This window comes from Streptomyces sp. NPDC047117 (assembly GCF_040643545.1).
Lineage (GTDB): Bacteria > Actinomycetota > Actinomycetes > Streptomycetales > Streptomycetaceae > Streptomyces.
In genome coordinates, this window is record NZ_JBEYUN010000007.1 from 303867 (window position 1) to 318368 (window position 14502).

The following is a 14502-nucleotide window of genomic DNA, read 5'->3' on the forward strand; positions in this document are numbered from 1 at the left end:
CTGCCCTGTGTGTGCCGTGCGGCCGGGGTGGTTACTTCTTGATGACCACGGTGCCGGCGGCGCGGTCGTGCCAGCCCTGGAGCTTGCCGGTGCCGTCGAAGAACGGCGACAGGTAGACCAGTGCCGCACCGATGTAGCAGAGGAAGGCACCGACCATCGGGATGATGTAGCGGATGAAGCCCGCGCCCACGCCCGGCACCTGGCCGGTGGCCTCGCGGACGACGCGCAGGCCGAGCGCCATCTTGCCGAAGGTGGCGCCCTTGATGCCGATCATCAGCCACTCGTAGAGCAGCATGAAGAGGGCGAAGATGCCCAGGATGCCGAACATGACGGCGATGCCGCTGCCGGCCTGCGCGGCCGCCTCGTTCATGCAGGCGTCGTAGCCCGGGTCCATGTAGCTGCCGCAGTCCTCGGCGGCGTTGCCGGCGATGCCGACGACGCTGCCCATGCCCGCGACCATGGCGATCGTCATGATCACGCCGACGATCAGGCCGTCCACCAGGCGGGCCAGGAAGCGCTGGCCCATCGTGGCGAGCAGCACGGGGCCGGTGGCGAGGTTGATGTAGCCGTTGTTGGCCTGGACGGTGCCGGCCGGCGGCTGCTGCTGCGGGTAGCCGTAACCCTGCTGCGGCGGCACGCCGGGGGCCTGCTGCGGGTAGCCGTAGCCCTGCTGCGGCGGGACGCCCTGGGGGGCCTGCTGGGGGTAGCCGTAGCCGGGCTGGCCCTGGGGAGGCTGCTGGCCGTAGGGGTTGTTCGGGTCGCCGGCGGGCGGCGGAGGGTAACTCACGGAAGGCTTCCTTCGGGCGGGGACTGTGGCGGGCCGACGAATACGACGGGAAGCCACCGAACCGCCCGCGCAGCCGCGTTGCTGCGTGAGCCGTGAAGAGTGCTTGGTGTTCTCCCCCGAACGTACCGCTGTCGCATTCGGCCCCTCCTGCGAACGCGGCACGTATCGCAACATCGTGAAGTCCGGATAAAGACTTTGTCCAGCCGACGGTGGGCACTGGTCGTCGGCTGATCCCGATATGTGCTCTTCCTGTTACCGAGACCGGACCGGTCTGTGGTCCGTTCGCGACAACCACATCGGCTCTACGCGCGTCAACTCTCGAACCGGCCCCTGATTGGTACGCCGCCCCGGTCATCCGGGAGGATAGGAGTCATGAGTGCCCAGATTCTCGATGGCAAGGCCACCGCCGCCGCGATCAAGTCCGACCTGTCCGCCCGCGTGGCGGCGCTGAAGGCGAAGGGTGTCCAGCCGGGTCTGGGTACCGTCCTGGTCGGCGAGGACCCCGGCAGCCAGAAGTACGTCGCGGGCAAGCACCGCGACTGCGCCGAGATCGGCATCGCGTCCATCCAGCGTGAGCTGCCGGCCACCGCGACCCAGGAGGAGATCGAGGCGGTCGTCCGCGAGCTGAACGAGGACCCGGCCTGCACCGGCTACATCGTCCAGCTGCCGCTGCCCAAGGGCATCAACGAGAACCGCGTCCTGGAGCTGATCGATCCGGCCAAGGACGCCGACGGGCTGCACCCCACCAACCTCGGCCGCCTGGTGCTCAACGAGGCGGCGCCGCTGCCCTGCACCCCGAACGGCATCCTGCGGCTGCTGCGCGAGTACGGCGTCGAGATCAAGGGCGCCGAGGTCGTCGTGGTCGGCCGCGGCGTGACCATCGGCCGTTCGATGCCGCTGCTGCTCACCCGCAAGTCCGAGAACGCCACCGTGACCCAGTGCCACACCGGCACCCGGGACCTGGCCAAGCACCTCAAGGAAGCCGACATCATCGTGGCCGCGGCCGGCTCGCCGCACCTGATCAAGCCGGAGTCCGTCAAGGAGGGCGCGGCCGTCCTGGACGTCGGCGTCAGCCGGGACGAGAACGGCAAGATCGTCGGGGATGTGCACCCGGGCGTGCGCGAGGTGGCCGGCTTCGTCGCCCCCAACCCCGGTGGCGTCGGCCCCATGACCCGCGCCATGCTGCTGGTCAACGTGGTCGAGGCCGCCGAGCGCGCGGCCGCCTGAGCCACGGGGCCGACGACGTACGGACGACAGAAGGGGCAGCGAGCGCATGAACGCCGGAGCACACTCGGACGGGGTGTCCAGGCCGCAGCGCCTCACCCGGCGCTTTCCGCTGATCACGAAGGACACGGCGCGCCCGCAGGGCGGCGGGCGCGCGGCGCCCGGTGACGCGCCCGCGCCGGTCCGGCAGTGGCCGCTGCTCACGGTGATCGGCGGGGTCGCGCTCGGGCTGCTGGTGATCGCCTTCGACGCCTTCCGGGCGGGGACCCTGCTGATCGGGCTGGCGCTGCTGGCCGGTGCCGTGATGCGGCGCGTCCTGCCCTCCGTCGGCATGCTCGCCGTACGGTCGCGCTTCACGGACATGGCGACGTACGGCGGGCTCGGCTTCGTGATCTTGATGCTGGCGCTCATGATCCAGCCCAGGCCCTGGCTCACGCTGCCCTTCCTCGACGACATCGTGCACTTCACGGTGCGCTGATCACGGTGTGCCGGGTGTGCCGCGCGTACTGATCACGGTGCGCCGGGTGTGGTGATCACGGTGCGCCAGGCGCGCTGCCCACGGTGTGCCGAACCGCGTCCGGACGCCCGGAGCGGGAGCGTCCGGACGTGTGCGGCGCGCGCAGGCGCGTGTCCGAACCGTGAATGCTTTCCTGCGCTCCCTCGCCGGGAACTGGCATCCTGACGAGTGGCATCCCAACGGATAGCCGCAGCAGTTCGGGGGGATAGGGGGAGGCAATGCCTCGCTGGAGGGCGCTACCGGACGAACTCGATCCGCAGGTGAAGGAGTTCGCGGGTCAGTTACGCACACTGGTGGAGCGCAGCGGCCTGAGCATATCGGCCGTCGCGGACCGTACGGGTTACAGCAAGACGTCCTGGGAGCGGTACCTCAACGGCCGGCTGCTCCCGCCGCGCCGCGCGGTGATGGCGCTGGCCGAGGCCACGGGCGCGCACACCGGCCACCTCACCACGATGTGGGAGCTGGCCGAACGCGCCTGGAGTCGCGCGGAGATGCGCCACGACGTCACGATGGAAGCGATACGGGTCGCCGAGGCGCGCGCCGCGCTGGGGGAGTTCGGCCCCGCCCCGGAGACGTCGAAGAAGCCCGGCAAGCGGTCCGCTGCCAAGAGCGGCTCCGGTGAGGCCGCCTCCCAGCCGCCTGCCGCCCCGTACGAGGCGCCGGCAGTCCCCCACGAGGCCCCTGCTGCGACCAGAGTGCCGCACCAGCACGCTCCCGAGGTCCCGGCCGCGGAATCGGTCGCGGAATCACACGCGGCCCCCGCAGCGGCCGGTTTCGCGGCCCTGGGGGCCCGCCCCGCCTCCTCCTCCGCCCCGTCGTCGCCTCCCGCACCCGCCGCGCCCCCGTACGCGCCGGACTCGCCGTACGGATCGGACTCGCCCAACGGATCGGATCCGGGGTCCTTCGGGCCCTTCGGCCCGGCGCATGCCCCGGGCGCCCCGGACGGCCCGCCGCACGACCCGGAACGCCGCCGTCGCATCACGATGTTCGTGACCGGCGTCGTGGGGGCGCTGCTGCTCATCGCCGCCGCTGTACTGCTGCTCGGCGGCGGGGACGGCGGGCAGCAGGCGAAGCCCGCGCCCGCCCCCACCGCCTCCCAGGAACCGCAGCTGCCGGCCGGCGTGAAGTGCGCGGGCGACGACTGCGCGGGCAAGGACCCCGAGGAGATGGGCTGCGGCGGTGACCAGGCCACCACGCCGTCCCGCGGCGTCATGGGCCGCGCGGTGATCGAGGTCCGCTACAGCAAGGTCTGCGGCACCGCCTGGGCCCGGCTGACGGGCGCGGCGCAGGGCGACCGGGCCACGGTCACCTCCGACGGGCGTACGGAGGAGGCGACGGCGGGCCGGGACGGTTCGGCGTACACCGTGATGGTGCGGGTCAGCGGCCCGCCGGAGAAGGCCAGGGCATGCGGTACGACCAGCGCGGGCTACCAGAGCTGCACCGAACCGCAGGCGGCGCGGAACGGCGGCACGGCCCCGTCCGCCACGCCCTGACCGGCGCGTGACGGACCTGCGGCGGACCCGCGACGGACCCGCTGCGGACCCGCGGCGCTGGGCCATTCGGGCGTACCGCGGAACCGGGGGCATGGCCCGGCCGATTCGGGGCAGGCGACCGGTCGGCCCCCCACGGGCACGGCACCACCCGGCGGCCGTTCGCGCTCCCCCTCCTTGTCGCGAACGGCCGCCCACCCCTGCCGCGGACCGGCCGCGCGTTCTCGGACGCGCGGCCGGCGACCGGCGGGGTGACGGGCGGTGAGGAGTCACACACCGGCCTGTCACCGGAGGTGCTCCGCCGTCCGATAGCCTGACGCCCGGGTCTCTTGATACCGAGATACATCGACGCGATACATCAAGGCGTCGAGGGGCTCCGTATACATGGGCAGGAACTCCCACCGCCCACCGCAACCATGGTGGCTCTGGGGCTTGCCCCCAGAAGAAACTCGCCGCAGGAGATCGCCATGACCCGCACTCCCGTCAATGTCACCGTCACCGGCGCCGCCGGCCAGATCGGCTACGCACTCCTCTTCCGCATCGCTTCCGGTCACCTGCTCGGCGCCGACGTGCCGGTCAAGCTGCGGCTCCTGGAGATCCCGCAGGGCCTGAAGGCCGCCGAGGGCACCGCGATGGAGCTCGACGACTGTGCCTTCCCGCTGCTGCAGGGCATCGAGATCACCGATGACCCGAACGTCGCCTTCGACGGCGCGAACGTGGGCCTCCTGGTCGGCGCCCGCCCCCGTACCAAGGGCATGGAGCGCGGCGACCTGCTGGAGGCCAACGGCGGCATCTTCAAGCCGCAGGGCAAGGCCATCAACGACAACGCAGCGGACGACATCAAGGTCCTGGTCGTCGGCAACCCGGCCAACACCAACGCGCTGATCGCCCAGGCCGCCGCGCCGGACGTACCGGCCGAGCGCTTCACGGCGATGACCCGCCTGGACCACAACCGTGCGCTCTCGCAGCTCTCGAAGAAGACCGGCGTGCCGGTCTCCGAGATCAAGAAGCTCACGATCTGGGGCAACCACTCCGCGACCCAGTACCCGGACATCTTCCACGCCGAGGTGGCCGGCAAGAACGCCGCCGAGGCCGTCAACGACGAGAAGTGGCTGGCTGACGAGTTCATCCCGACCGTCGCCAAGCGCGGTGCGGCGATCATCGAGGCCCGTGGCGCGTCCTCGGCCGCCTCGGCCGCCAACGCCGCCATCGACCACGTCCACACCTGGGTGAACGGCACCGCCGCCGGCGACTGGACCTCCATGGGCATCCCGTCGGACGGCTCCTACGGCGTGCCGGAGGGCATCATCTCCTCCTTCCCGGTCACCACCAAGGACGGCAAGTACGAGATCGTCCAGGGCCTGGAGATCAACGAGTTCTCCCGCACCCGCATCGACGCCTCGGTCAAGGAGCTGACCGAGGAGCGCGACGCGGTCCGCGGCCTGGGCCTCATCTGATCCGACGGCCTGATCCGATCGGACGGTTTCGTCTGATCCGATCGGACGGTTCCGTCTGATCCGACGGCTTCGGGAGCCCGTGTGGCCCACCCCGCCGGGGTGAGCCACACGGGCTCTTGCGTACGCCCCGCCTGATGCGTTCGTCAGCGCCGCGGAGCCGCGGGCCCGCGCTGCCCCTGGTCGGCCCGCGGCTGCCGGCGGTGCTGCGCCAGCTCCCGTACGGACGCGGAACGCTCCGTACGCAGCGAGTGCACCCTGGCCGAGTCGAGGCCGGAGCGGAGCCGGGCCGCGGAGCTCGTCGGCATGCGGCCCGCACGCGCGGTGTCGCCCTGGAGCTGCGAACGCAGGGCGCTGACCCGCGCCGCGTGGCTGTTCAGCTGCTCCGGCGTCATCCCGGCCACTGAGGTGTGCGCGGCGGCCAGCACGGTCCCGGGATGGGCGGGGATCGGCACGGCCCCGCTGCCCTTGCCGCGCTTCGGGTCGAGCCCGACCGAACGGAGCGCCGCCGCCTGCGCACGCTTCCGGTCGTCGGCCGACACCTGCCGCGACGCCCCTGGCCGCTCGGCTGCCCGGTGTCGCTTCTCGGCCGGCGTCATACGCGTACGCCAGGTGACCGTCCCCGAATACTCGTTCACGTAGAGATCGACCTTGGCACGGGGAGAGCGCTCGCGCGCCGCCGCCGCCCGCTCCCGTTCCCGCCGGGCCGGCTGCTCGGCCCGGTCGCGTTCCTCCCGGCCGAGACGCCTCCGGGCCATCTGATCGTCGTCGGACCGGCGTCCGTGCTGTGGTCCGTGCACGTGCTGTGGTCCTTGCACCCTGGGATCCATGCATGCCCTCCACGGCAGCGGCGACGGGTTGACGGGTTGACGCGTTGACGGGATGCGGTACGGCTCGGCGGGGAGTGGTACGGCCGTGTTGCCGCGGGGCCCGGCCGTGGCCTACGCCGGCGCCTGCCCCGGCGCTTCGGAATGCTGGGCGAGCCGGGCGAGCCGCTTCTGGGCCGCCTCGATCTTCTCCCCGTCCGCCGCGGCCGGGCCGCCGGAGCGGGCGAGCTCGACCCAGGTATTGATCAACTGCTGGCCGTACCGCATCGCCGACTGCGCGTCCTTGATGGCGAACCACACCTTGGCCGCGCGCATGAACGTGTCGTAGGCGGCGGGGTCGTGCTGCCGGTACCGGAAGTCGAAGACATCGAGGTAGATGGCCATGGACTTCACGGTGTCGTGGGCCAGGTACGCGATATGGGCGAACAGCTCCTGAAGGTGGAGCACGTACGGGTGGCCGACGCCGAACTCCTGCACCGCGGAGTTCAGCGCGCTGTTGGCCGTCGACGCGGCGAACTCCAGGTGCCCCAGCCGGACGGCGTCATTGATCCGGCTGACGGCCTCGGCGAGAGCCGGCGGAATGGTGCCGGGAGCGGCACTCCCCGGAGCGGGAGCCGACTGGACCGGCTGCTGAACCGATTGCTGAATCGGTTGCTGGACCGACTGGGGTATGTGATGCGGCGCCCCCTGCGCCGGTGCCCCCTGCGCCGGTGGCCCCGCGGGGGCGCTCTGCTGATCGATCTGCTGCGGGTGGGGCCGCGCCTGCGGCTCGGGTGCCTGAGGCTGGGGCACCTGCGGCTGGCGCGCCTGCGGCTCCGGCGCGGGCGCGGGGGACGGCGTGGCCGCCCGAGGCGGCGGCACCGCCGTCGGCGGTGCCACCTGCTCCGGCTCGCCGGTGAAGTGGCTGGAGCCGTCCGTCTGCACCTCGATCGGGGTGAGGAAGCCGCTGCGCGCGTCGTGTACCGAGGCACGCACGGGGTGCCCGGTGGCCATGGCCAACCGGTAGAGGTAATTCAGCACCGCGTCGTGCAGCGCCTCGTCTCCGGACGGGGTCACGGGCATTCCGCCGACCGTGCAGTCACCGTTCTCGGTGATCAGCACGTCGAACGGAGTCGGCGCCGGCTGCTGGCCTTGCTCAGCAGCCGGTTTCCGCTCACTACGGCGGAATCTAGGCATATCGCACTCACTCGGGGTCTCGCTGTGGACGCGCAGCGGCTTCGTCAGTGATTCCGGCGCGGGCCGGCGTTGTTGTTCTGCTGGGGCAACTGCCGGGGACGCGCGGCGTTCTGCTGTGCGGCCGGCCCCTGCGCGGCGGCGTTCCCGCTGTTCTGCGCGTTCCCGCGGGCAGAGCGCTGGCGCGCCAGACCGGCAGCCGGATTGACCGCCTTCCCGGACTGCTGCGTACTGGACGCCGACTGGACCTGTGTACTCGCTGGTTGCCCGTTCTGCCCGGAGCGCCGCGTGGACGTGGCGTTGACTCCACCTTTCATCTCCGCGAGTTGGGATACGGACATGTTCTGTTGCGTGGCTGGGTTCTGCGTAACGGAAGTGCGCTGATTCTGCGCCAGGTTCGGAAGGGGCACACCCGCGCGCTCGCGCATGACGGCGAGGTGGTGCTCCTGGGCTATACCCAAAAGCTCCTCCCGGGCGAAGGGTTTTGCTAACTGTTCGTGATCGTTGGGAATTTCGATCGGCAGTCTATCGCCGTTGACGTCGCGGTACGTCTGGTACCGCTCGTTCTGCAACTGGTTGGCCGCGTCGATGTAGGCTTCGCTATTTTCCTCGCCGAACTCTTGGATCAACGCCCCTGACCTGGATAGTTCGTAGAGCGCATGGTTGTCCATCTTCACGTCGAAGCTGTCTGGCGTGTGAAATTGTAGTTCCACGCGCTGGCCGGACTCTGGGTGGATCCAGGCACTGTTGATGCCTTTGTAAACAGGGTCGATCCAGGTGTTCTGAACCTTGATCTCTTCGAATCCGCGGGCCCGCAACTCCTGGAATGTTTCCTGCACGCCGCGTGTGTAGGACTGTGCCTCGAAAAGCAACGTATAACGATTGAGGTCCTTCATTTTGCCGAGAACCTCAGCCGTGCTGATCTCAAGGTCTTTGCGGAGTTCACGGGCCACTTTGCCACGCAGAGATTCCAGCGTTTTCAGCGAGTAGTCGACCTCGGCCACTCCCTCGGACAGACGGTCGCCGGGGAGCTGGCTCCCCCGCTCGTTCGTCCGGTCGCAGATTTCCCGCATCATCGCGTCGAAAGCGGGCCGCATCGCCTCGGCCCGTTGCCAAGCGGCTTGCACCAGGGCGTCATCCGCGGTGGTCAGCGTCAGATGCGATTCACCCTTCTCAGCGCTGCCGCGCCAGCCAATCTGATCGTTCACAGCGCTGTGGCACCTGATACGCCCAGGATCCTGTACAGGATCTGATCGGCCTCATCTGAGGTGATGGGAACCAGGTGCGATGGATCATGCGGCCCCGCACTGTGGAAGTCGAAAACCGCCTCGGTGTGGGCCCACGACTTGTCACGGCCGAACGCCTCGTCGCGACCGGTCTCCGGGCTGTACTTGCGGCGTACGACACCGCGCGCCTTGTCGCCGGGCTGGGGCTCGTCCCGGTACACGGCCCAGTACAGGCTCCATCGTGACCGGTCCTGCTTCAGCTCTTCGGCCCTCTCGGGCGATACCGGGCTAAGGGTCTCCCATGCCGGCGCCGTGGTGACGCGAGGGTCGGTTCCGATTCGATGCCATTCCCAGTCCCAGAAGGAAAGGTAATCCCATTCCTCTGTTCCCACGACGCGACGCCACAGGTTCTCCTTCTTGCGGTGCACCTGACGGTCTTCACGAGTCTCGATGAAGTACTCGAATGCTGTGGTCATGTTCGCTCCCTTGAAGTGATACTGCCGTCAGCCGATCTCAATCCTGCTCAGCCGAGGACGGTGGCGCGCTCGGGACGATCGCCGCCGGGACCGCGTCGACACGGCTGACCTGCCAGTCCGCCTTCTTGTTGGTCCGGACGAGCGTGACGAAGGCCTGTACCCGCGGGCCCACGCCCTTCCAGCCGTCGCGGCCGGTGGCCGTGCCGGCGACCGAGATCTGCCGATGGGCCTTGGTGGGCGTGTCGGCCGGGGCGTCACCGTCCACCTCCAGGTGGAGCTTCACCTTGGTCCACGCCTTGTGCTTCGCCCAGGTGTTCCACTCGTTGCCGGCGCCGGCCGCGGGGTGGTAGCTGCGCTCGTCCTTGGCCTTCTTACTGGTCAGGTACGGGGTGGCCCGCAGGATCGCGTCGTGGGGGCTTACGTCGTACTTCGTGTCGTAGCTGTAGGCCACCAGTGCCCATGCCTTGGCCACCGCCGTCGCGTCGTGGCGGTCCGGCTCCGGCGCCTCGGGCACGTGGGCATCGGGGCCGAGCGGTGACGCCGACGGCAGCGGAGCCTTCTCGGCGAACGAGGGTTGCGTCGCCTTCGGCTTCTCGTCGGGGCTTTCGAGGCCTGGGAGCCCGCAGCCCGCCAGCGCGGCCAGGCTCACGGCCATGGCCGCGGCCAGGCCCGCTCGCCGCATGCCGGCTGCCGTCGCCATGGTCTTCACCTCGAACCCCCGTTTCCTATTGCCGCCGTCACTTCTTGATCCCCAGCCATGGGGCCGGATCGACGTAGTTGCCGTTCACCTGCACCTCGAAGTGGCAGTGTGCACCTGTGGAGAAGCCCGTGGAACCCACCGCCCCCACCTGCTCACCAGTATTGACCTCCTGCCCGACATGGACGTTGATGGCGGACATGTGGTTGTAGGTGGTCGACACCTTTTTGCCGTCCATCGTTCCGTGCGAGATCACTACCCGGTTGCCGTACCCCGTCGACCAGCCCGCGAAGGTCACCTTGCCCTTCAGTGAGGCGCGCATCGGCGTGCCCATCGGGGCGCCGAAGTCGATGCCGGTGTGCAGCTTGCGTACGTGCAGCGTCGGGTGCATGCGCATGCCGTAGGGCGAGGTGACGGGCGGGTTGCCGCGTACCGGCATCGCCATCTTCTGCCCGGCCGGCACCTCGGCGCCGCCGCCGGTGGCCTGCTCGTATTTGGCGATCAAGGATTTGATGCGCGCGACGTAGGCCGTCGTCTCGTCGTACGGGGGCATACCGCCGTATTTCTGCACCGCGCCGGGGCCGGCGTTATAGGCGGCGAGCGCCAGGTCCAGGACATTGCCGTTTTTCGCGTACGGCTTGATCTGCTTCGCGAGCGCGCAGTCGTAACGGCCCTGGGCCATGATGGCGTCCCCCGCGTCGTACGGGGAAATGGTGCCGCTGTTGTCGTCGTCGCGGCCCCAGGTCTTCCAGGTACCGGGCATGAACTGCGAAAGGCCCTCGGCACCCACGGGCGATACGGCCTTGGGGTTCCAGCCCGATTCCGCCTCGATCTGCGCGGCGATCACGGCCGGGCCGATCTCCTTGCACTGCGTCCCCGATTTGAGGACCCACGACACGTATTGCGCCGGCACCTGTTTGCTATTGAGGGAGCCGTTGCCGTCGGACGGCAGGTCGGAATCCGCTTCGTCGCCACCTGCCATGCCCATGAAAAGGACAATAGGTGCGAAAACTACAGCGACCGCTCCACCGATGATCCATGCGGCCGCACCCCCGCCCCGTGACATGCATCCCCCTGTGCACTCCAGATCCCTGGGTAGCGCACACCTTAGCGCGGCTGGCATCATGCATCGCGCGGGTATCGACTGAACCAACGTCATCCCGTTGCACACAGCCGACTCGGGCAACTGGCGAGCGGCGTCCGCTCAGTTGGGCGGCGAAGTTGGTTATCGGGGGAGAGAAGAACTGTGCGGGGGAATGCGGGGGAAACGCCCTTTGGGCCCGAAATCTGGGTTCGAGGGCCGGTGAGTGGTGGGGGCGCCGCAGCTCTCGCGGAACGCGAGCCCGAAGTCGAACAGCGTTCTGCTCCACAGCAGTTCTCCTGGGTGAATGTCCACGGCGGTGCCGGCGCGACGACGTTGGCCACGCTCTTCGGTGGCGCGGACGTCGGTCAGCGATGGCCGGACCCGTCGCGCGGTGAGCCGTCCACGTTGCTGTTGGTTGCGCGCACGCACGCAGTTGGGCTGCGCGGGGTGTCACAGACGCTGGACCTGTTCCGACGCGGCGAGCAGCCCGCCGGCCTGCAGGTCGCGGCCGTGGTGCTCGTCGCCGACGCTCCCGGCCGGTTGCCCCGAGAGCTTCAGCAAAGGGTCAAGATCCTCGGTTCTGCGGTGGCTGTTCACCGGGTGCCGTGGGTCGCGGCGTGGCGCACCGGCGCAAAGCTCGACGGTTCGATACCGCGCGAACTGCTGGCTCTGGCCCGCCTCGTCGGCCACCCCGTTCAGTAGATGTGGAGCAATCGTGACGACATTCCTGCTGGCTGAGACGCCGCCCGACTACGTAACGAACCCGATCAACCAAGTCATGGGCTACGCCGCCTGGGTGGCGACCGCGGCGGGCGTCATGGGACTGCTGATCGTCGGGGCCAAGATGGCGCTGTCGATCCGCCAGGGCGAGGGACAGGAACATATGGTCCAGCTCGGCACCGTGCTCGGGGCGTGCATCATCGCGGCCACCGCGGGCCCCATCGTGAACTTCATTCTTTAGCAACCCGAACTCCCCGACGGTCGCTCACACTTGATCGGCCGCCGTTGAGTGCACAGGGCATCAGCTCCTGTTCCCGCCGTCGACTCGAAGAGCTGCTGGGCGGGCGGCCCGAAAACGTAATAAGGAGAAAGCCGTGAAGAAGGCAGACATTTACCGCTATCTCGCTGATGGGGGTGTCCCGCAGCCCAAGAGCGATGCCCCGAAGGCGCTCACCGACAAGGTGGACACGGTGCTTGGCATCGTGGCCTGGGCGGGCACCGCGGCCGGCGTCGCGGGCGTGCTCATCACCGGCGCCATGATGGCGATGTCGATGCGCCGGGGCGAGGGATCCGAGCACATGGGGCGGCTCGGCATGGTGCTGGGCGGCTGTGTCCTGGTCGCCACCGCCGGTCCGCTGGTCAACTTCGTCTTCTGACGAAGCGAAAAGGGAGTTAACCGATGGGTAAGCGCTCTGATTCCAGCGGCGAGTGGGAGAAGCCGTTCTGGCAGCAGCGGGGATGGATCATCTCGGCGGGTTTCCTGGCGGCCGTGGTGGTTCTTGCCGTCGTAGCATTCGCGATGCGCGGTGGGGAATCGGACCCATCGGCACAGAACAATCCGACGTCCCGCCCGTCGCCGTCGGCAACCGAGGGCGGCTCGCAGGCTGATGACCGGCCGGCAGGCTGCAAGACGGACGACAGCGATCAGGAAAAGCCGACGAAGGCTCCTGCCGACATGCGGTGGAAGAGCTACGGGACGTACCCGGTTCCCGTGTCCGCCACGTATGGGCCCAAGAAGTTCGAGGGCAATGTCTGGTCCTGCTATTCGCATACGCCGATGGGCGCGGTCATGGCTGTCGGAGCTATCACCGATAAGCTTCCTTACGCTGGGTGGCGCACTGTAGTAGAGAAGCAGTTCGTTCCTGGGACCGCACGCGATCAACTGGTGGCTGAGCGGGGAAAGGAGCAGGACGTTGCCCGTAACAGTCCGCAGGAGAGTGGGAGCCTGTATGGGTTCTCTGTGCTCTCGTACTCCAAGGAGCAGGCTACTGTCCAGGTGCTCCTGAAGATTGACGGCCGTTACGTCACTACGTCCGTCTCCCTTAAGTGGCTGGACGGAGACTGGAAAGTCGAGCCGCAGTCCGGTGGTTCGCCGTACGGCGGGTTCGCGGAGACGTCCGGGACCGAGGGCTTCATCGTGTGGGGCAGCTGATCATGGGAGTGGGGAAATGCGTCCGTGACCTCGGACGTTGCGGCAAAGACTTGGTCGACTGGGGTGCGGAAAAAATCGCCGGAGGCGCCGAATCCGTAGCCAAGTCGGCGTTCGGTGGTGCTGTACGGGCGTTCGCTCAGGCCATTGGTGAGGCCGTCGACTCGGCCATGCACGCCATGAACGGGTTGTGGATAGATATCGACGCCTCCGGCGTCTACAGCGGTGAGGACTCGTACGGCAAGAAGCAACAGCTCATCGAGCAAGGGGAAAGCCCGATCCACGCGATCCAGGGCCAGCTCAATTGGCTCGTGGGGTACGTCGCTGTCGCTGCCTTGCTCATTGCTGCGATCCGTATGGCCTTGGACCGCAAGGGCCAGACGATGCAGCAGGCCTTCCACGGCATGTGGCGGGTCGTCCTGGTGTCCGGGGCGGCGGTCGCCGTGATGCAAGCACTCACTACTGCCTCGGACAGATATGCCGAGTACATCTACGAAAAGGCGCACATCGGGTCGGCCGGTGCACAAGTAGTCGGCGGGGGCGTGATGGCGCTGGGGCCCATGGCTGCGACCAGCCCGGGTCTCGTCATCATCCTTGGCCTGCTCGCCGTGTTGGCCATCACGGTGCAGATCATCCTGATGTACCTGCGCATTGGCGTGCTGGTCATGTTGGTGGGCACTTTGCCGCTGGCCGCGGCAGCCTCGATGACCGGTTGGGGCAGCGGTTGGTGGAAGAAGCACATCGGGTGGCTCGTCGCCTGGCTGCTGTACAAACCTGCTGCCGCGCTGATCTTTTACGCCGGTACCGTGATGACCAAGAACACGAGCGATCTCAACCAAGTCATCGCCGGTCTGGGCGTGTTGATTCTCGGTGTCTTCGCGCTTCCCGCCCTGCTCAAGCTCGTTGTTCCGGCGACCGCGGCCCTCGGTGACACCTCCGGAGGCTCCGTGGCGCTCAATGCCGCCAACAACATCGCGACCGGTGCCGTCAGCATTGTCGGCGGCAGCGTCGGTGGCGGCGGCGGTGCCGGAGCCGGCGGCGGTGGCGGCAGCGGTGGTGGCGGCGCGAGCACGCCCAAGGGCTCCCCCTCCAGCGGCGCGGGTGCGTCCGCGGGCGGCGGTGGCGCGGCCGGCGGTGGTGCGGGGGCTGCCGGGGGCGGCGCGGCATCCGCTGCGGGCGGTGCGGCGACGGCCGGTGCCGCGACGGCGGCGCAAGCAGCCGCGGTCGCCGTGCAGACCGGCGTCCAGGCGGCCAGTGAGGTCGTCAACTCGCTGGGCGACAACGACGGCAACAAGGGACACAACGAATAGCGGGTCCACGGCACGGGTCCACGGCACGGGCCCACAGCACGGGCCCACAGCACGGGCCCACGACGCGGGTCCGCGCCCGGCCGTCGCG

The 14502-nt window shown here is 68.9% G+C and carries 16 protein-coding genes; 9 read left to right on the forward strand and 7 right to left on the reverse strand.

What is annotated here, in order from left to right; genetic code table 11:
- Positions 1-31: 31 nt before the first annotated feature.
- A complete protein-coding gene (locus tag ABZ840_RS16185) occupies positions 32-787 on the reverse strand; it encodes an RDD family protein (RefSeq protein WP_361559561.1) in 756 nt (251 codons plus the stop codon).
- Positions 788-1159: 372 nt separating this feature from the next.
- Here ABZ840_RS16185 and ABZ840_RS16190 point away from each other — a divergent pair, with 372 nt between their 5' ends.
- From ABZ840_RS16190 to ABZ840_RS16205, 4 genes are all read left to right on the forward strand, one after another.
- Entirely contained in the window at positions 1160-2014 is an 855-nt protein-coding gene (locus tag ABZ840_RS16190; RefSeq protein WP_361559564.1) for a bifunctional methylenetetrahydrofolate dehydrogenase/methenyltetrahydrofolate cyclohydrolase, read from the forward strand.
- 46 nt (positions 2015-2060) lie between these two features.
- Positions 2061-2489 (forward strand): DUF3017 domain-containing protein, encoded by a 429-nt coding sequence (locus ABZ840_RS16195; protein WP_361559567.1) that lies wholly within the window; start codon positions 2061-2063, stop codon positions 2487-2489.
- Positions 2490-2746: 257 nt separating this feature from the next.
- On the forward strand, positions 2747-4021 hold the full coding sequence (locus tag ABZ840_RS16200; protein ID WP_361559570.1) for a DUF2690 domain-containing protein: 1275 nt from the start codon (positions 2747-2749) through the stop codon (positions 4019-4021).
- 464 nt (positions 4022-4485) lie between these two features.
- Complete coding sequence (locus tag ABZ840_RS16205) at positions 4486-5475, forward strand: malate dehydrogenase (RefSeq protein ID WP_361559573.1); 990 nt, start codon at positions 4486-4488, stop codon at positions 5473-5475.
- Between the two features lie 143 nt (positions 5476-5618).
- Here ABZ840_RS16205 and ABZ840_RS16210 read toward each other — a convergent pair whose 3' ends face one another.
- The 6 genes from ABZ840_RS16210 to ABZ840_RS16235 form a co-directional block, all read right to left on the reverse strand.
- The gene (locus ABZ840_RS16210; RefSeq protein ID WP_361559576.1) at positions 5619-6272 is read right to left on the reverse strand and encodes a hypothetical protein; all 654 of its coding nucleotides are present in this window, start codon (positions 6270-6272) and stop codon (positions 5619-5621) included.
- Positions 6273-6413: 141 nt separating this feature from the next.
- Positions 6414-7361: a hypothetical protein gene (locus ABZ840_RS16215; protein WP_361559579.1), complete on the reverse strand. Its 948-nt coding sequence runs from the start codon at positions 7359-7361 to the stop codon at positions 6414-6416.
- Positions 7362-7519: 158 nt separating this feature from the next.
- Complete coding sequence (locus ABZ840_RS16220) at positions 7520-8680, reverse strand: hypothetical protein (protein WP_361559582.1); 1161 nt, start codon at positions 8678-8680, stop codon at positions 7520-7522.
- A complete protein-coding gene (locus ABZ840_RS16225) occupies positions 8677-9174 on the reverse strand; it encodes a hypothetical protein (RefSeq protein ID WP_361559585.1) in 498 nt (165 codons plus the stop codon). Before ABZ840_RS16225 ends, ABZ840_RS16220 begins: the two co-directional genes overlap by 4 nt.
- A gap of 37 nt (positions 9175-9211) precedes the next feature.
- The gene (locus tag ABZ840_RS16230) at positions 9212-9874 is read right to left on the reverse strand and encodes a hypothetical protein (RefSeq protein ID WP_361559588.1); all 663 of its coding nucleotides are present in this window, start codon (positions 9872-9874) and stop codon (positions 9212-9214) included.
- Between the two features lie 37 nt (positions 9875-9911).
- The gene (locus ABZ840_RS16235) at positions 9912-10859 is read right to left on the reverse strand and encodes a peptidoglycan DD-metalloendopeptidase family protein (protein ID WP_361559591.1); all 948 of its coding nucleotides are present in this window, start codon (positions 10857-10859) and stop codon (positions 9912-9914) included.
- A 396-nt stretch (positions 10860-11255) separates the two neighbouring features.
- Here ABZ840_RS16235 and ABZ840_RS16240 point away from each other — a divergent pair, with 396 nt between their 5' ends.
- The 5 genes from ABZ840_RS16240 (at position 11256) to ABZ840_RS16260 (ending at position 14414) form a co-directional block, all read left to right on the forward strand.
- Positions 11256-11657 (forward strand): hypothetical protein, encoded by a 402-nt coding sequence (locus tag ABZ840_RS16240; RefSeq protein WP_361559594.1) that lies wholly within the window; start codon positions 11256-11258, stop codon positions 11655-11657.
- Between the two features lie 13 nt (positions 11658-11670).
- Positions 11671-11916 (forward strand): hypothetical protein, encoded by a 246-nt coding sequence (locus tag ABZ840_RS16245; RefSeq protein ID WP_361559597.1) that lies wholly within the window; start codon positions 11671-11673, stop codon positions 11914-11916.
- Between the two features lie 133 nt (positions 11917-12049).
- The gene (locus tag ABZ840_RS16250; RefSeq protein WP_361559599.1) at positions 12050-12331 is read left to right on the forward strand and encodes a hypothetical protein; all 282 of its coding nucleotides are present in this window, start codon (positions 12050-12052) and stop codon (positions 12329-12331) included.
- Positions 12332-12354: 23 nt separating this feature from the next.
- Entirely contained in the window at positions 12355-13107 is a 753-nt protein-coding gene (locus tag ABZ840_RS16255) for a hypothetical protein (protein WP_361559602.1), read from the forward strand.
- On the forward strand, positions 13095-14414 hold the full coding sequence (locus ABZ840_RS16260) for a hypothetical protein (RefSeq protein ID WP_361559605.1): 1320 nt from the start codon (positions 13095-13097) through the stop codon (positions 14412-14414). Before ABZ840_RS16255 ends, ABZ840_RS16260 begins: the two co-directional genes overlap by 13 nt.
- Positions 14415-14502: the final 88 nt, after the last annotated feature.